The sequence below is a fragment of the Calyptranema fuscum S582 genome (genome assembly GCF_055793305.1).
Map to the genome: position 1 here is coordinate 81,690 of NZ_JBSLYH010000003.1, position 15,234 is coordinate 96,923.

General features: G+C 48.1%; 18 protein-coding genes and 1 pseudogene. 10 read left to right on the plus strand and 9 right to left on the minus strand.

Annotated features, from left to right (window positions below):
• Window positions 1-11: 11 nt before the first annotated feature.
• The 4 genes and pseudogenes from ACR6Z4_RS03255 to uvrB all read left to right on the plus strand — a co-directional run bounded on the left by ACR6Z4_RS03255 (window position 12) and on the right by uvrB (window position 3,392).
• Window positions 12-689 (plus strand): Uma2 family endonuclease, encoded by a 678-nt coding sequence (locus ACR6Z4_RS03255; RefSeq protein WP_479715785.1) that lies wholly within the window; start codon window positions 12-14, stop codon window positions 687-689.
• A gap of 195 nt (window positions 690-884) precedes the next feature.
• Window positions 885-998, plus strand: a pseudogene (locus ACR6Z4_RS03260) (type II toxin-antitoxin system HicA family toxin); the annotation flags it as partial.
• 2 nt (window positions 999-1,000) lie between these two features.
• Window positions 1,001-1,213 carry a type II toxin-antitoxin system HicB family antitoxin gene (locus ACR6Z4_RS03265; RefSeq protein ID WP_479715955.1) on the plus strand — a complete coding sequence of 71 codons (213 nt, stop codon included), beginning with the start codon at window positions 1,001-1,003 and terminating at the stop codon, window positions 1,211-1,213.
• Between the two features lie 181 nt (window positions 1,214-1,394).
• Window positions 1,395-3,392: an excinuclease ABC subunit UvrB gene (gene uvrB, locus ACR6Z4_RS03270; protein WP_479715786.1), complete on the plus strand. Its 1,998-nt coding sequence runs from the start codon at window positions 1,395-1,397 to the stop codon at window positions 3,390-3,392.
• A 34-nt stretch (window positions 3,393-3,426) separates the two neighbouring features.
• Here uvrB and ACR6Z4_RS03275 read toward each other — a convergent pair whose 3' ends face one another.
• Window positions 3,427-4,122 (minus strand): Uma2 family endonuclease, encoded by a 696-nt coding sequence (locus ACR6Z4_RS03275; protein ID WP_479715787.1) that lies wholly within the window; start codon window positions 4,120-4,122, stop codon window positions 3,427-3,429.
• 1,203 nt (window positions 4,123-5,325) lie between these two features.
• On the opposite strand from ACR6Z4_RS03275, the gene ACR6Z4_RS03280 reads away from it, so the two are divergent.
• The gene (locus ACR6Z4_RS03280; protein WP_479715788.1) at window positions 5,326-5,859 is read left to right on the plus strand and encodes a TM2 domain-containing protein; all 534 of its coding nucleotides are present in this window, start codon (window positions 5,326-5,328) and stop codon (window positions 5,857-5,859) included.
• Between the two features lie 163 nt (window positions 5,860-6,022).
• On the opposite strand, the gene ACR6Z4_RS03285 is transcribed toward ACR6Z4_RS03280, so the two are convergent.
• The 5 genes from ACR6Z4_RS03285 to ACR6Z4_RS03305 form a co-directional block, all read right to left on the minus strand.
• Window positions 6,023-6,577 carry a hypothetical protein gene (locus ACR6Z4_RS03285; RefSeq protein ID WP_479715789.1) on the minus strand — a complete coding sequence of 185 codons (555 nt, stop codon included), beginning with the start codon at window positions 6,575-6,577 and terminating at the stop codon, window positions 6,023-6,025.
• Window positions 6,558-6,875 (minus strand): DUF6464 family protein, encoded by a 318-nt coding sequence (locus ACR6Z4_RS03290; RefSeq protein ID WP_479715790.1) that lies wholly within the window; start codon window positions 6,873-6,875, stop codon window positions 6,558-6,560. Before ACR6Z4_RS03290 ends, ACR6Z4_RS03285 begins: the two co-directional genes overlap by 20 nt.
• Before the next feature lie 38 nt (window positions 6,876-6,913).
• Window positions 6,914-7,990 (minus strand): heat-inducible transcriptional repressor HrcA, encoded by a 1,077-nt coding sequence (hrcA, locus tag ACR6Z4_RS03295; protein ID WP_479715956.1) that lies wholly within the window; start codon window positions 7,988-7,990, stop codon window positions 6,914-6,916.
• A 153-nt stretch (window positions 7,991-8,143) separates the two neighbouring features.
• Window positions 8,144-8,509, minus strand: coding sequence for a rhodanese-like domain-containing protein (locus tag ACR6Z4_RS03300; protein ID WP_479715791.1), 366 nt, complete (start codon window positions 8,507-8,509; stop codon window positions 8,144-8,146).
• A gap of 327 nt (window positions 8,510-8,836) precedes the next feature.
• Window positions 8,837-9,355 (minus strand): DUF1643 domain-containing protein, encoded by a 519-nt coding sequence (locus ACR6Z4_RS03305; protein ID WP_479715792.1) that lies wholly within the window; start codon window positions 9,353-9,355, stop codon window positions 8,837-8,839.
• A 325-nt stretch (window positions 9,356-9,680) separates the two neighbouring features.
• On the opposite strand from ACR6Z4_RS03305, the gene ACR6Z4_RS03310 reads away from it, so the two are divergent.
• Both ACR6Z4_RS03310 and ACR6Z4_RS03315 read left to right on the plus strand, forming a co-directional pair.
• The gene (locus tag ACR6Z4_RS03310) at window positions 9,681-10,631 is read left to right on the plus strand and encodes a DUF4349 domain-containing protein (RefSeq protein WP_479715793.1); all 951 of its coding nucleotides are present in this window, start codon (window positions 9,681-9,683) and stop codon (window positions 10,629-10,631) included.
• Between the two features lie 7 nt (window positions 10,632-10,638).
• On the plus strand, window positions 10,639-11,064 hold the full coding sequence (locus tag ACR6Z4_RS03315; protein WP_479715794.1) for a GNAT family N-acetyltransferase: 426 nt from the start codon (window positions 10,639-10,641) through the stop codon (window positions 11,062-11,064).
• A 95-nt stretch (window positions 11,065-11,159) separates the two neighbouring features.
• Here ACR6Z4_RS03315 and ACR6Z4_RS03320 read toward each other — a convergent pair whose 3' ends face one another.
• Complete coding sequence (locus ACR6Z4_RS03320; protein ID WP_479715795.1) at window positions 11,160-12,131, minus strand: diguanylate cyclase domain-containing protein; 972 nt, start codon at window positions 12,129-12,131, stop codon at window positions 11,160-11,162.
• Window positions 12,128-13,009 (minus strand): response regulator, encoded by an 882-nt coding sequence (locus tag ACR6Z4_RS03325; RefSeq protein ID WP_479715796.1) that lies wholly within the window; start codon window positions 13,007-13,009, stop codon window positions 12,128-12,130. Before ACR6Z4_RS03325 ends, ACR6Z4_RS03320 begins: the two co-directional genes overlap by 4 nt.
• Window positions 13,010-13,593: 584 nt before the next feature.
• Here ACR6Z4_RS03325 and rpsO point away from each other — a divergent pair.
• Together rpsO and ACR6Z4_RS03335 are read left to right on the plus strand one after the other, a co-directional pair.
• Window positions 13,594-13,863 (plus strand): 30S ribosomal protein S15, encoded by a 270-nt coding sequence (gene rpsO, locus ACR6Z4_RS03330; protein ID WP_479715797.1) that lies wholly within the window; start codon window positions 13,594-13,596, stop codon window positions 13,861-13,863.
• Between the two features lie 10 nt (window positions 13,864-13,873).
• Window positions 13,874-14,359: a photosystem II biosynthesis protein gene (locus ACR6Z4_RS03335; protein ID WP_479715798.1), complete on the plus strand. Its 486-nt coding sequence runs from the start codon at window positions 13,874-13,876 to the stop codon at window positions 14,357-14,359.
• A gap of 350 nt (window positions 14,360-14,709) precedes the next feature.
• Here the strand turns inward: ACR6Z4_RS03335 and ACR6Z4_RS03340 are convergent, their stop codons facing one another.
• Window positions 14,710-14,874 (minus strand): hypothetical protein, encoded by a 165-nt coding sequence (locus ACR6Z4_RS03340; protein ID WP_479715799.1) that lies wholly within the window; start codon window positions 14,872-14,874, stop codon window positions 14,710-14,712.
• Between the two features lie 137 nt (window positions 14,875-15,011).
• Here ACR6Z4_RS03340 and ACR6Z4_RS03345 point away from each other — a divergent pair, with 137 nt between their 5' ends.
• A complete protein-coding gene (locus ACR6Z4_RS03345) occupies window positions 15,012-15,128 on the plus strand; it encodes a photosystem II reaction center protein I (RefSeq protein ID WP_479715800.1) in 117 nt (38 codons plus the stop codon).
• Window positions 15,129-15,234 lie beyond the last annotated feature (106 nt).

Sequence of the window (15,234 nt, forward strand, 5' to 3'; positions counted from 1 at the left end):
GATGACACGCTATGGTTCATACCTTTCCGATCGACAAGGCGCAGTTGCAACAATGGCTACCCGAAAAGCGGGTATCTCTGCACGTCGATTGGCAGGGCTATCAAGCGATTCTGGCGATTCTGGGTGATCATCGTTCTACCCATTTGACCTATTACAACCATAATCTTGAAATCATGACGCCCCTGGAAGCGCACGAAAATTCAAGTGACTTGATCGGTGATTTCATCAAAATTTTGGTGGAAGAGATGAACTTGACGATCAAAAGCATGGGGTCAACAACATTAAGTCGTTCGTCTCTGCAAGTCGGTGCTGAACCAGACAAAGGCTATTACATTGCTAATGAATTTCTGGTGCGGGGGAGAACAGTTGACTTAGATACTGACCCACCACCCGATCTGGTGGTAGAGGTCGATATTACCTATACCGATATCAACAAAAATGCATTGTATGCCCAACTGGGTGTCCCGGAGTTTTGGCGCTACAACGGTAAAACATTGACCATCTATCAATTGCGGCATGGGCAGTATCAAACTGTGGAAACCAGCCCAACGTTCCCACTCGTTCCCAAACAACGGTTTTACCAATTTCTCGACGAATGTGCCCAGCAGGGTGAAACTGCCGCCAAGCGCAATTTTCGCCAGTGGTTTCGAGATAGTTTGGATCAATACTGTGAAAAGAGCGATCGCTGATATGGGCTGAAATGGCGATCGCAACGGAGCAACTGAAACGCTCAAAAATTTGGCAGAACTGCGTCAAGTTACTGGCGAGGTCGAGACAGTGCGGCATTCTTACCAACAGACATGAACCCTAGCTGCAAAACTCGATATTCCCCTCAAAGCCAAGTGCAAGGTATTGCTGTCAGAATTAGAAGAGGGTAACGATGAATGAGTCAACGAGACAAACTCCTGATCAAAATTTTGCTGGGAACTGCTGATGCCAATATTCCCTTTGAGCCATTATGCCAATTGCTCTGTACTCTCGGTTTTGATGAACGAATATGATGAAGATTAAATATGAACTAATTATTTATTGGAGTGAGGTTGATCAAGCCTTTATTGTCGAAGTACCTGAATTGCCCGGTTGTACCGCTGATGGCGAAACCTACCAGGAAGCTGTGCAAAATGTCGAAGTCGTGATTCAAGAATGGATTGCAACGGCACAGGAATTAGGGCGATCCATCCCAGAACCTAAAGGTCGGTTGTTATTTGCATAAATCTTCTCAGAAGGCACTGCGTTCGATTGCCTGTTCGTTCGTCGCAGTAGATTACATCTCTCTAGCCAGGGTACGCCACAACTTGAGTAAATCCGGCATCATAGAAAGAGTGGATCTCGATCGCGTTTATGCCCTTCGGCATAACTGATATTGCTCACTCCTTCAACCCCCAACCGCAGCTATGGAGTTTCAGATCAAGGCACCGTTTGAACCGACGGGTGATCAGCCCAAGGCGATCGCCCAACTGACCAACTACATTAATGCTCAGCACCGTTACCAGACCCTTAAGGGGGCAACGGGAACCGGAAAAACTCACACGATGGCACGGGTGATTGAAACCATTGGCAAACCCACCCTCGTCCTGGCACATAACAAAACGTTGGCAGCGCAGTTGTGCAACGAGTTACGCGATTTTTTCCCTGATAATGCGGTCGAATATTTCATTAGTTATTACGACTACTATCAGCCAGAGGCATACATTCCCGTTACCGATACTTACATTGCCAAAACGGCTTCGATCAATGAAGAGATCGATATGTTGCGGCACTCTGCCACGCGATCGCTATTTGAGCGACGGGATGTGATTGTGGTGGCGTCGATTAGTTGTATTTACGGCTTAGGAATTCCATCGGAATATTTGAAATCATCGGTGCCCTTTCGAGTGGGCATGGAAGTCAATCAGCGACAGATTTTGCGTGATCTGGCATCGATTCAATACGAACGCAATGATTTAGACGTCGGACGAGGACGATTTCGGGTCAAAGGCGATGTTCTGGAGATTGGACCAGCATACGAAGATCGGTTGATTCGCATCGAGTTTTTTGGTGATGAAATTGACGCGATTCGGTACATCGATCCGATTACCGGGGAAACGCTGCAAAGTATGGAAGCGTTAAACATTTACCCGGCAAAGCACTTCGTCACCCCAGAAGATCGCTTGGAAGAAGCGTGCGAAGAGATTCAACACGAACTCAAGGTTCAACTAGAAGCGTTAGAAAAAGAGAACAAACTTCTGGAAGCCCAACGTCTCGAACAACGCACTCGTTACGATCTAGAAATGTTGCGCGAAGTGGGATATTGCAACGGAGTTGAAAACTACGCACGGCATCTCGCAGGACGGTCTCCCGGATCACCACCAGAATGTCTGATCGACTACTTTCCGAAAGATTGGTTATTGGTGATCGATGAGTCTCACGTCACGATCCCTCAAATTCGAGGGATGTATAATGGCGATCGCTCGCGCAAGCTAACCCTGATCGAACATGGGTTTCGTCTCCCTAGTGCCGCCGATAACCGACCGCTGAAGGCTGAGGAATTTTGGCAAAAGGTTGATCAGTGCGTGTTTGTCTCTGCCACGCCGGGCGACTGGGAAATGGAGATCTCAGAAGACCGCATCGTCGAGCAAATTATTCGACCTACTGGGGTACTCGATCCAGAGTTGTTTGTCCGCCCAACAGAAGGACAAATTGATGATTTGCTGGGTGAAATTCAAGCACGGGTAAAGCTAAATGAGCGCACCCTGGTCACAACGTTGACCAAGCGCATGGCGGAAGACCTGACCGAATATTTGCAAGAACGAGCGATTCGGGTGCGCTATTTGCACTCTGAAATTAACTCGATTGAGCGAATTGAAATCCTGCAAGATTTACGTCAGGGCGAATTTGATGTGTTAATTGGGGTAAACCTGCTGCGGGAAGGCTTGGATTTACCCGAAGTTTCCTTAGTAGCCATTTTAGATGCCGATAAGGAAGGTTTTCTGCGGGCAGAGCGATCGCTAATCCAGACGATTGGGCGGGCAGCGCGTCATATCCGGGGGCAAGCCATTCTCTATGCCGATAACCTCACCGATAGCATGGCACGAGCCATCGAAGAAACCGAACGTCGCCGCGCCATCCAGGCTGCCTACAACGAGGAGCATGGCATCACACCCAAGTCGATTATCAAAAAGCAAAGCAACTCGATTTTGTCCTTTTTAGAAGTGTCACGGCGGCTGAGTGCGCAAGAGCTAGAACAAGTCTATGAACATTCTCACGATCTGCCGTTAGAGAATATCCCTGACCTGATCGTGCAACTCGAAGCCCAAATGAAAGAGGCTGCCAAAAAGTTAGAGTTTGAAGAAGCTGCCAAGTTGCGCGATCGCATTAAACATCTGCGCGATCGCCTGTTGGGCAAACGCTAAGGAGCAGAAATTGCAGGTGGATTCATAGATGATCCTAAACCTCATCTGGATTTACCCCTAATTCCCGCAACCGAGCTGCCAATGCTTCATTACGCTGGCGTTCGGCTTGCAGTTGGGCGATCGCGTCATCAGCTCGCTGGCGATCGGAGTCGCGGAATTGTCCCAATTCGACATAGCTCAGGAACCGTTCGCCGTCAGGACGGTAAATTTCTAGCGTGTCCGGGGTAAGTTCAAAGCGAATCTGGAGCCGGGGACTGATCCATCCCTCCATAGTCTCAATGACATCCAAGACACCCTGCGATCGCTGCCAACCCACCAACTCGATATCATCGGGATCATAGAGGTAGTATTCCTCTACCCCATAGTGTTCATAGAAGCGGAATTTTTTCGCCATTTCGCCCAAGCGATTGCCAGGAGACAAAATCTCAAATACTACCTGCGGCGCAATATTATCTTCCTGCCATTGCTGATACGAGCCACGATCGCCCTTGGGTCTGCCCAATGCCACCATAATGTCAGGAGCCTGACGAATCGTGTTATTCCCTGCCACCGGATACCAGAGCAAATCACCCGCGACAAAAACGGTTGGATCGTCGGCAAATAACCTCTCCAAATTTTCTTTGATTATTACAATCCAACGGAATTGCTTCGTGTTGTCTGCCATGGGTTGTCCATCACTCTCAGGATAGATGACCTCCGAGGCAGTCTCACTTGCTGGGGATTGCACCATTTGCGCTACCTCCGGGCGATCGCCCAACACCGTTCACCTTTCTAAATTCTGGCACATATAGCAATCGCAAATGGGTTGTGAGAGGCGCACTCCGGAGGGGTGCGCCTCTCACAACTTCCTGATTTAACCGTCTCGGCGGTTGCTATATATCCTTGATTAACATAGAGAACTGGAGCGTTCCTTACAGAAATGCTCCAGCCCTCATTTAGTATTTGAAATAGCACCCAGATTGCGTCGGCTATTGCGATCGCCAATGATAGATTCTTCTCACGATCAGAAAAAATCTACCCAAAGATCTGCCCTATGCACGAGACCGTTCAACCAACATTAATAGCAAATACACAACTACCAGATAACCCGCAGCCAGAACCGGAATAATTAGTGGAATACCGTTATAAGTCATAGCCCAACCCAGAATAATTAGCTAAATTTCGCCATAAAGCCAGGAAATATTCAGGGCTATAAAAACAGCCCCAAGTGAGCCGTCGCTGAAAACAGCTCGACCCAAAATCTTAGCCACAGAAACGGCAACAAATCTGAATTGGAATTCTGGTGTACTAACACTTAACCTGCACGGCATTCGCTTTAACAAACAGATCTATCAAGCGAGATAACCCCCCAGATAGACTATTCTGCAAGGTTAAGCTATCGGAATGTGAAGCTAAAATCTGAACCCAGACTTTTCGCTAATCCCTCTACCTTTGCATCAGTACATCTATGCAATGCCAAGTCGTATTGCTACTCGTTGTGCCTATGAAAATCGTTAAATTCCTACTCTTAGACTAACATAGGATTTCAGCTTTCGTAGCAGTCTTTTTTAAGATACTTAACAATTCTTTAAACGCCTCAATCGCTTATCAATCAAGAACCAGACCCGTTTGTGAAGAGAAAATAGGGAATCGAACCATTCTGTGAATCTACGGAAATCAGCGAGATAAAAATCGGTTTAAACCCTTAAAAAGTATCCAGCTTGACAGACAAATAAGATTAGTTTTGCAGCGGTGATTTTTGCCCCATTGCGATCGCTGATTCTCAGATAGCGATCGCCTATCCAAACTTTTATTTCAGCTTGTCCTCCTGATGTCCAAACGGCGAGAACAAAATTTGAATTGTTTCTATCATGGATCTGTGGGTGAGCGTTTCTCTATTGCTCTTTCCTCAATCCATCCGAAATCGTGCTGATCTGACCTGAAATCAATATCCATGAATACGAAAAGTACCAGCTATCTGCTCTGGGCACTGTGGCTATTTGGGCTTGCAGGCATCCATCGGTTTTATAACAAGAAATATGGTTCAGGTGTTTTTTGGTTGCTCACCTGGGGTTGTTTTGGTATTGGGCAACTGATTGACTTGATGCTGATTCCAGAAATGGTCGATGAGCATAATTACCGTGAAAGATTGCGCCTGGGTGCAACGCCGTACGGCATGATTCCTCAAGCCAGTATCCAGTGGGTTGTGCCGTCCGATGCGATCGCCACCGCTGCTACTACTGCCAGCACCAATGGCAACACTGTTCCTCAAAATCTGCCCCCCACCAAAGAAGAACGCATGATGAAACTGCTGAAAGCCGCTCAGGTAAGAGGCGGCAAGCTCTCGGTTACCCAAGGCGTTTTGGATACAGGGTTTAGCTTTGAGGACGTGGAAGCAACCCTAAAAGAAATGGTGAAATCGGGTTATGTCGCCGCCACCAATGATGTTCACACAGGGGTTGTAACTTACGATTTCATTGAGTTGTGATATTTGGCGCTGTGCGAGTTGATTCAGTACGGTGTTGCGGGGCGCAGAGCGCCCCGCAACACCGTTTCTGTACTTAAGATCTTGCGCATCCCTATGTGTAGCGATCCTATTTGATTTGTGAAACTAATCGGGCGCTTTCACACCCGATTTAAATAGCTGAGTCTCAACCCTCTTCCAAGTGTTGTTTGAGAACGGTTTTAAGATGCGATACTTCAATTCGAAAAGCCAGCCATTTCGCAAATTGTAAAATCACAAAAATCTGGAGAAAAGCGGTTACAAAAATTCGATTGAAGTTCTCCAGACTATGAAAAATCACGACAACACCACTACTAAAAATTAGCATTCCCAGATAGGCTTGAATCAACATTCGTCGGGCTAATTGCATTTTTAGAGTCAGCGTCGTGCTGCTGTGATCCGCATTCGGTTGCAGCGTCAGATGTGTCACCAATGTCCAGCGACGATTGCCAAAGGGACCAATGATGCGAACCGAGTTGTTTTCCATTCGGACTTTATAGACATACCCAGCCAAGGAACGCGGTTCTCCATGAACAATGCCCGTTAATGCGATCGCCTGAAACCGTTTTAAGACGACCTCTGGTGGCGCTTGAATAACAACCGACGATTGTTCATACGGGAGTAACCAATATAACCACTGGGGTAGTTGCAGCATAGTGCGATAATTTGGGGTCGTCAGCGCTTTAAGGAATGCGATCGCCATTCAATTCTTTTTCTTGATAGTGCAAGCAACCCTCACAAGGACCGGATGGATTGACCGCACAGCGAATCTGACTAGAGCGCGCATTGTATCGGCACGTCAAGTCGCCGATGATATAGCCCAACCCCTCAACATAGTGATGGTCAGGTCCCAGGTGGATACCCGGTAAGCCTCTGGCAGCGACCGTCTCTATCGCAATACGGAGTCGTTCTTGTGCCCTGGCATCTACCTGTCGCATCAGCCACAGCCACAATAGCGAGGGTGTCAGTCCTACAAAAATGATAAATATCGCAGTTAACATGAGATGGCTTTCATGCTGGGTGAGTCGGAGCAAGGCTCCTAGCTCATAGCGTCAGAAAGATAGTCGGCAGCGGTTTCCACAAGGGCGATCGCATCTTCATAAACCATCCGAGTTGGTCCCAAAATCCCCACACTCCCGACAGGCGTATAACCGCGTTGATAGGTTGCCGAGACAAGCGCACAGGTGCGAATCGGTTCCAGCGGATTTTCTGCCCCAATCCGCACCGTAACTTTGCGCCCAGGGGTATCTGGCTCAGACGATTCAAAAATTAGCGACCAGAGTTGATCTTGCTCCGATTCTAAAAGATGAATCAAGGTTTGCACCTGTTGAATTTCAGAGAACTCAGGCTGACGACGCAGCACCTCAGCCACCCCGCTGATAAACAGTTGGGTGGCAACCGACCCCCGGTTACGGCTATTCAGCTCGGTCATCGAGACCCGTAGCAAATCGGCATATTGTTCAAACTCTCGCCCCAGTTCACTCCAGTCGAGTGACGTAATTTCTTGTAGCGATCGCCCTCGCAGATGGGTGTTGAGAAAGTTGGATAGAATTTGCAATTCTCCAGCAATAGCATCTGCATCGAAATCATCCTGATCGCTGGGGTCGGGCAAATTTATCACAATCGATTCGGTTTCATAAGACTCCAAAACCACAATCAACATAATCCGTTGTGGATCGATCTGCACCAGTTGAATATGTCGCAACTGTGCCACATGCGACTGAGGCATGGTGATTAAAACGATATAGCCACTCAAACTCGCCAAAATTTGGGCAGCACCCCGCAGCAAAACTTCCAGGCTAGAAGTCTTTAAGTCGAGGTGTTGAGAAAGAATGTAGTCAGCCTGACGAGCTACCTGATCGGAAGGGGTGATGATCTGATCGACGTAGATTCGATATCCCGAATCGGATGGCACGCGTCCAGCAGAGGTGTGGGGTTGATAAAGCAACCCTGCTTTTTCTAAATACCCCATCGCATTGCGAATAGTGGCAGAGCTAACGCGGGGGTTAAACTCTTCGACTAATGCTTCAGAGCCTACAGGCTTTGCAGTGGCAATGTAGTGGCGGACTGTAGCGCCAAGGACTTGCTGATGACGGTTGCTGAGCTTCACTTGCATGGCACGTTGAGGCGGTCGGACTGTAGATTGTAATGTAGCTGACCTTTCATGATTTAAGTCGTAGCAATCAATACGGCAGAGCTGAATAGGCGGATCTGGTTGCCGATCAACCAGGCGTTTCACGGCAAAACGGTTTTAGCCTCGGCAATGCCATTAATACCGGGGCACCGTTGGATCGATGCTATCGGCATAGGCTTCAATGCCACCCGCTAGATTTTTGACGTTGGTAAATCCCTGATTAACCAGCCATTGGCACATTTGCGCAGAACGCATCCCGTGATGGCACATGACAATGGTTTCGCTGTGGGGGTCAAGCTTGGCTTGAATTTGCCCAGACCATTCAGCAAATTGACTGAGGGGTAGATTGAGAAACCCGTCGAGGCTAGCGATCGCCAATTCTTCGGGTTCTCGGACATCGATCAGTTGTAAGGTCGGTGCGATGGTTGGATCTGCCAATCGATCGGCAAATTCCTGCACATTGATTTGAATGAGGGGTTGATTAAATAGATGCGAAGACATTAACGGAAAAATTAAATGACGTGTATTAAATCAGGTTGGGTTTGGCAACTGGGGCTTTCCCTGCGGGAAAACCCCAGTTGCTCATCAAAATTAGATTGATCAGCCGGGGCGATCGCTACTACCAACCTAGCCTGAAATCTCCCGGAATGGAAATCTAGCTAAATCAGGATTTGCAAAGCCTTTATATTGCCTTGTTCTGACTCTTAGGATCGTAGATTTCATAAAACCCGATTCTTTTTGAGAGAGCGACGGCTCTGCCGTCGCTCTCTCAAAAAGAATTACAGGTTAATTAATTCGTGATCCTTAAGAGTAGAGCCATAGAGACGATTATACGGAATTAGCGGCTGCATCCTGTCGGGGTTGAAAGGGTATTGGGATAGTACCACTATTGACGTACAACGGATGTCGAGGTTGCCCAGTTTGGTTTATCCCCAAACAATAGAGCGATCGCTCAGGAGCCAGCCACTCCAAAACAGCTTGATCGCGACCATACAAACCACCCCAATTACCCCACGCCACCACCAGAGTATCTGCCCAATCCGCTGCCTCTTGTAAATGGCGATCGTTGTCTTGCCCAATAGGATCAGCGGCTTGCTTTAAGCCCGTGGGCTGAGTTGTGCGATAGGCAAAGAGATTGACGACCGTCAGGGCACCATACCCCCAGGCTGTTGCCAAACCGATGCAGCGACGAATCGTAGGGTCGTTATGCTGGGCATCTGCGGTACTGGGATTGAGCATGATCACGGCAAGCTTGGGGGCAGACCCATGCCAGATTCGCCACAGACTATACCGATAGGTCTGGGTAGGGTCGAATAAGGCACCGGAGGGAGGGGAGGCGATCGCCATTAGGAGGGTGGGAGGATGGGGGAGATGGGCGTTGCCGTGAGCGCAGCCGAACGGGAGATGGGGGGGATAGGGGAGATGGGCGTTGCCGTGAGCGCAGCCGAACGGGAGATGGAGAGGTAAAGGGGTGGAGAGGTAAAGGGATGGAGGGGTGGAGGGATGAAGAGGGTGGAGAGGGTGGAGAGTCAGGATGAGGGATGTTGTGTGGGTCTAATCGGTAACAAGCTGACTGTCAGTGTTACTTAAACTGCAACAAACCTGAAAACACAAAAGGGAGCTTTGATAATGGCTATTAAGAGGCTATTTCAATCCGCTTTGGAGTTATTTTATGAATAATTTTAATCGTTGTTATCTGAAGCCCAATTTGCTTCTCAGTTTATTTTTGGGAAGTGTGGTGCTGGCAAGCTGTGCGTCTCAAGATCTGCCCAGCATGGAGTCTGCGGCAGCGCCAAACCAGGTAGTATCGGCTGAAGCGCCAGCCAATATGGCAGATCAGGCAGTGAATCCGGCAGATCCGGCAACTCAGACTGCGGCAGGAACGGCGGCAACCGACGCGCCCAAACTCCAACCGCAACTGGTCAAAGCCGCAGAATTGCGACTTACGGTTGACTCTGTGGAAGACAGTATTAAAAAGATTACGGCGATCGCCCAGCAACAACAGGGAGATGTGCTGACCTTACAAGACCAGACACCACCTGATGAATACAGCCATCACAGCGCATTTATGCAAGTGCGAGTGTCTCAGTCCAAGCTAAATGCTACCCTGGATGCCTTGTCTGCTTTGGGAACTGTGCAACAGCAAACCATTACCGCAGAGGATGTATCCAATCAATTAGTAGATTTCGAGGCACGTCTGCGTAATTTACGCAAAACAGAAGAGACACTGTTGAGTATTATGGATCGGTCAGGGGATGTTGCCGATGTATTACAAGTTGCCCAAGAATTGAGTAATGTCCGCAATACAATTGAACAAGTTGATGCTCAATTGAAAGACTTACAAAATCGAGTGGCATATTCTAGTATCAGTTTGAATTTGGAGGAGGCGATCGCCAGTAATCCGCCTCAACGGTCTACGGCAATCCAAATTCATCAAACCTGGGACAGTGCAACCCACTCTTTCGGTAAATTTACAGTGGATCTACTCCAGCTAGGGATCTGGCTTTTAGTTTATAGTCCTTACTGGTTATTAATGACAGTTGCGATTGGACTAGGCTATCTTCGCTTTAGGCAACAACGCCCTGCTCCAATTGAGCGTTCTGATTCACCCCCTTCAACTTAATATATAGATGCCCATTAAAATCGCCAGTTCAGAAGACGAAATCCTGCAATGTTTTCCGGTCATGATGCAGTTGCGATCGCATCTGACCCAGCCCGAATTTGTCAATCGGGTTAAGCGTCAACAACAGTCAGGCTACCAGATCGTTTATTTAGAAGAAAAAGGGCGCGTCAAAGCCGTCGCCGGATTTCGCCTGGTTGATACATTGGCACATGGTAGATTATTGGCGGTCGAAGATCTGGTGACAGATGATGCCCTGCGGTCTAAGGGCTATGGCAGTATGATGTTCGATTGGTTAGTCGGCTATGGCGAATCTCAAGGCTGTGGCTCTGTGCAGCTCGATAGTGGCACCCAACGAGCCGGGTCACATCGATTTTATTTCAATCAAGGAATGGAAATCGGTGCCTTCCGCTTCATTCTCCGGCTCAGCAGTTAAGAATCGTCCGCTGACGAAAACCCAAGCTTTTTGAGCGCGCAACGGCTCCGCCGTTGCGCGCTCAAAAAGAATGACAGGTTAAGGGATCTATGCCCCTAAGGCACCGATGCCGATTGCCCCAACGATAAGGCGATCGCACTCACCCGATAGGCAATAGCGCGATCGCGCCCTGCGGCTTTTGCTTGGTACAGTGCCCGATCTGCCATAGCAATCAAGTCATAGGGTGAAGCTTGCAACACAGGCATAATGCTGCCAATGCCAATACTGAGCGTGACAAACGAATTAACGGTTGACCCAGAATGAGCGATCGCCGCCCGATCAAGCTGAGTGCGAATATTTTCTGCAACCTGTGTTCCACCCCTGGTATCGGTATTCGGTAACAAAATACAAAACTCTTCGCCTCCATAGCGAGCCACCAGATCGGTTGATCGCTTCACGGTATGGGTAATGATATGGGCAACCTGCCGCAGGCAATCATCCCCAGCCTGGTGCCCGTAGGTATCATTAAATGCCTTAAAACAATCGACGTCGCACATTAATAACGATAAGGGCAACTGTTCCCGAGCCAAACGCCCCCATTCTTGTTGCAACACCTCATCAAATCGACGACGATTGGCAATTTGCGTCAACCCATCCAGGCTCACCAATCGCTGTAATTCTGTCATTGCCCAGTACGACTGAATTAGCCGTCGCACCCGCTGCCGCAACACCGCCCAGTAAATAGGTTTAGTAATATAGTCCGTTGCCCCTGCCTCAAACGCCCGATCAATCGATTCCTGATCATTTAAGCTAGTCACCATCAACACAGGCGGACATTGGCTACCAAACAGTTTCTGTAGTTCTTCGCAACATTGAAACCCATCCATCCCCAACATCACCGCATCCAGCAAAATCAGGTCGGGCAATTGATGTTGGCAAAAACTCAAGCACTCTTCACTACTGGCAACTTCATCAACTTGAAAACCGTCCTTCTCTAAAGTTCGACACAACACCATACGAGACAGTCTCTCGTCATCGACTACCAAAACCCGAGATGTTTTGTCGGTGAAAGAACGATTGCTCATCATTGTGAGGAAACTCCAATCTCACCCAATAAAGCAATGGCGGCTTGCTCACATTGGTCAACCTGCACATACAACTGTGTCAGCACGCTCGCAATAGCAGAAATTTGATGCTCTCGACCATAAGCTTCTAAAGTTTCGCACAGTTTTACTAAGCGAACTGCACCAATCGCAGCCGTTAGCGATTTCATCGTATGGGCAGCATGTCTCAGTGCCACCATATCTTCTTGCTCAACCGCATCTTGAATTTGAGCCAGGCGTTGGGGTGCATCTTCTAAATAGGCATGAAATAAATCGCACAGCAGTGTGTTGGCATTCTGTCCCCAAATTTTCTGCAATTCATAGATCATGCGGACATCGATGACCGGCAGGAATGCTTCTGGTGTTAAAGGTGCCGTTAAGGGTTCGGGAACAAGACCGGGGGTTAAGCGATCGCTTTTTAGATCAGACCTGCTCGAATTGACGGCTCCCGTGACTCCCCCCTGTCTGGATAATTTGAATCTCTCCAGTGCTTGGTTCAACGTATCTAGTCGAATGGGCTTACTGATGTAATCATCCATGCCTGCTTTCAGACACAACTCGCGATCGCCCTGCATAGAGTGCGCCGTCATCGCAATCAGCCACGGTTGCGCGAGGTGGTCATGCCGAATTTTACGCGTTGCCTCCAATCCATCCATTTCGGGCATTTGCACATCGATCAAAATCACATCATAGGATTGACGATTGAGCGCAGCCAACACTTCTACCCCATTGCTGACCACATCTGCACCATAGCCCAGCTTCTGAAGCATATTTAGAGCAACTTTTTGGTTGATAGGCATATCGTCTGCCAGAAGAATGCGGAGAGGACGACAAGGTTCCTGTAGCGAGTTGGGGTGCTCCATTAGATTGCAACAAGACGTGAAGACAAATAGGCAGTAATAAAAAAGTTGCTCCAGCAATCAAGTTATTGTAAAGCTGAAATCCTTCGCTTTGCTTAGTTAGAAAAGCCGAAAAATAAAGCCAGAGAGTCGAATAACTGCGAAAAATTACTGACGAAACAAACGCTGGCTCACAAAAAACTTTGACAATTCTTTAATGTGGAGATTGACAACTCATGCAAATCACCAACGTTGCAGATAGGCGGTTATGCAAATCCACAATCTCTCAACCCCCAACGTTGGCAAGCGGCGCGGCGATTTTCAAGCCATCATCGTTTTCATATTGAGCGCATAGCATTGCTCGGCGGAACGAATGCCACACGACACCCCTACGTCCTGTAAATTATAGTTCGGGATAGAGATTAAGAATATAGGAATAAATATAAATAGTTTAGTGATAAACACCACTCTCAAGAGAAATACTTACGCTTTTGGTAATCTCTCGTCGTCAACTCTTCAAAATAGCAATTTTAAGAAATCTTGTCTCCGAGATGGCTGTGGTACAATCATAGACTGTACTTACAAGGAACTTACGGCGATTACCTCCCATGACACTGCTCCAAGAGCGCAAACAGCAAATCATCTCTGAATATCAAATTCACGAAACCGATACTGGATCTGCCCATATCCAGGTCGCCATGCTAACTGAGCGAATCAACCGTTTGAGTGCTCATCTCAAAGAGAACAAGAAAGATCATGCCTCTCGCCGTGGCTTGCTGAAAATGATCGGTCAGCGTAAGCGCCTCTTGGCATATATCCTCAAGCAAAACCAAGAAAGCTATCGAGCTTTGATTACCCGCTTAGGCATTCGGGGTTAAGGTATTAGCCATGTCTTCTGAGTCCTCCTCTGATTCTCAGAAAAGTTCATCGGCGCGCGATCGCTTGCCCTTTGAACCTGCTAAAAATCGTAAGCCTTCTCAGAAAAAACAACCCTCACCATCGACCTCGACCGCTGTAAAAAGCGATCGCTCTGATCCGCCTGCTGACAATCGCAATGGAATGGCAATTCCTGAAGTAGTCAGTCGGCGGATGATCAGCAGGATGGTCGTTTTAAGTGGCATTCCCACCTTTTTGGGGATGTCTACATTTGTGGTGAGCTATTTTTTGGTGACTCAAGCCCATCTTGAGTTTCCCCATTATTTTGTGGTCTTAGTCAGCCTCGGCTTTTTGGGCTTAGGCGTCTTAGGGTTGAGCTACGGTGTGCTTTCTGCGTCTTGGGATGAAGAGGTTCCGGGCAGCAAATTGGGATGGACAGAATTCACAATTAACTTCGATCGCATGACATCTGCGTGGCGAACGGAGAAAAAATCATAATCATCGGTTAATTTTCAGGCTACAGCCTGTATAAGCTCAGCCTACGCAGGCTGTAGCCTGAAAATTAAGTAAATTGGCGTGGTATTAATGTAATGATTTTTTGTGGCGCGGGCGTTGCCCGCGCCACAAAAAATCATTATTTTTTTAGGACTATTGTTGCGCACACTCAATTTTGCAGCATAGGGTGCGGGGGCTGCGCCCCCACGTAGAGGTGAAACCCCTGCACCTCGTTTTAACCGCCAATTTTTAATTGACAGATCACCAGTAAATCGCCAGGGATCGTATATTAAATTCGTGTTGAGGGCGCGACGGCTCCGCCGTCGCGCCCTCAACACGAGTGACAGGTTGATTCATTGGTGATCCCAGCGATCGCACCGACATCGCATTTGCAATTTATAGATGCGATCGCCCATGCAGGCACCCCATAGTTTTACCCGGATCGACGGTAGACCGGCGGTAGCTGTTAATAGAGAGGGGCGATCGCCACCGTCAGCACCGTCGAAAGCTGTCGTCATCCCAATGGAACGTCTTCAAGCTCAACAGCGTCGAGATGGACTGATGCATAAGCCCGGACGGCAGATGTAAGGTTAGCGCTCGCCAAAAAGGTACATCATTCCGATATTATAAGAATGCTTGTTTCGGAGGTATTCCTATGGTGACGCTGAAGATTGCTGTTTATATCGTGGTTGCTTTCTTCATTTCGCTCTTTGTTTTCGGGTTGCTGTCGAATGACCCCTCTCGTAACCCCAAGCGTCGTGACTTGGAGTAAACGTGCGTTATTTGATAGTCTGAGTGACGATTCAAATAATCGACTTGTGTTGAGGACGGCTGTAGCTCTGTGTCCGGGCTGTCCGCTTAGGTTGATCAGTTAAAAT

Coding starts and splice junctions, on each gene's coding strand:
- ACR6Z4_RS03335 (WP_479715798.1), top strand. CDS start 13,874: ATGTCTTCTGAGTCCTCCTCTGATTCTCAGAAAAGTTCATCGGCGCGC.
- ACR6Z4_RS03290 (WP_479715790.1), bottom strand. CDS start 6,875: ATGTTAACTGCGATATTTATCATTTTTGTAGGACTGACACCCTCGCTA.
- ACR6Z4_RS03315 (WP_479715794.1), top strand. CDS start 10,639: ATGCCCATTAAAATCGCCAGTTCAGAAGACGAAATCCTGCAATGTTTT.
- ACR6Z4_RS03320 (WP_479715795.1), bottom strand. CDS start 12,131: ATGATGAGCAATCGTTCTTTCACCGACAAAACATCTCGGGTTTTGGTA.
- ACR6Z4_RS03340 (WP_479715799.1), bottom strand. CDS start 14,874: ATGACGACAGCTTTCGACGGTGCTGACGGTGGCGATCGCCCCTCTCTA.
- ACR6Z4_RS03305 (WP_479715792.1), bottom strand. CDS start 9,355: ATGGCGATCGCCTCCCCTCCCTCCGGTGCCTTATTCGACCCTACCCAG.
- ACR6Z4_RS03325 (WP_479715796.1), bottom strand. CDS start 13,009: ATGGAGCACCCCAACTCGCTACAGGAACCTTGTCGTCCTCTCCGCATT.
- ACR6Z4_RS03300 (WP_479715791.1), bottom strand. CDS start 8,509: ATGTCTTCGCATCTATTTAATCAACCCCTCATTCAAATCAATGTGCAG.
- ACR6Z4_RS03265 (WP_479715955.1), top strand. CDS start 1,001: ATGAAGATTAAATATGAACTAATTATTTATTGGAGTGAGGTTGATCAA.
- ACR6Z4_RS03285 (WP_479715789.1), bottom strand. CDS start 6,577: ATGGCGATCGCATTCCTTAAAGCGCTGACGACCCCAAATTATCGCACT.
- ACR6Z4_RS03280 (WP_479715788.1), top strand. CDS start 5,326: ATGAATACGAAAAGTACCAGCTATCTGCTCTGGGCACTGTGGCTATTT.
- ACR6Z4_RS03275 (WP_479715787.1), bottom strand. CDS start 4,122: ATGGTGCAATCCCCAGCAAGTGAGACTGCCTCGGAGGTCATCTATCCT.
- ACR6Z4_RS03345 (WP_479715800.1), top strand. CDS start 15,012: ATGGTGACGCTGAAGATTGCTGTTTATATCGTGGTTGCTTTCTTCATT.
- rpsO (WP_479715797.1), top strand. CDS start 13,594: ATGACACTGCTCCAAGAGCGCAAACAGCAAATCATCTCTGAATATCAA.
- ACR6Z4_RS03310 (WP_479715793.1), top strand. CDS start 9,681: ATGAATAATTTTAATCGTTGTTATCTGAAGCCCAATTTGCTTCTCAGT.
- hrcA (WP_479715956.1), bottom strand. CDS start 7,990: ATGCAAGTGAAGCTCAGCAACCGTCATCAGCAAGTCCTTGGCGCTACA.
- uvrB (WP_479715786.1), top strand. CDS start 1,395: ATGGAGTTTCAGATCAAGGCACCGTTTGAACCGACGGGTGATCAGCCC.
- ACR6Z4_RS03255 (WP_479715785.1), top strand. CDS start 12: ATGGTTCATACCTTTCCGATCGACAAGGCGCAGTTGCAACAATGGCTA.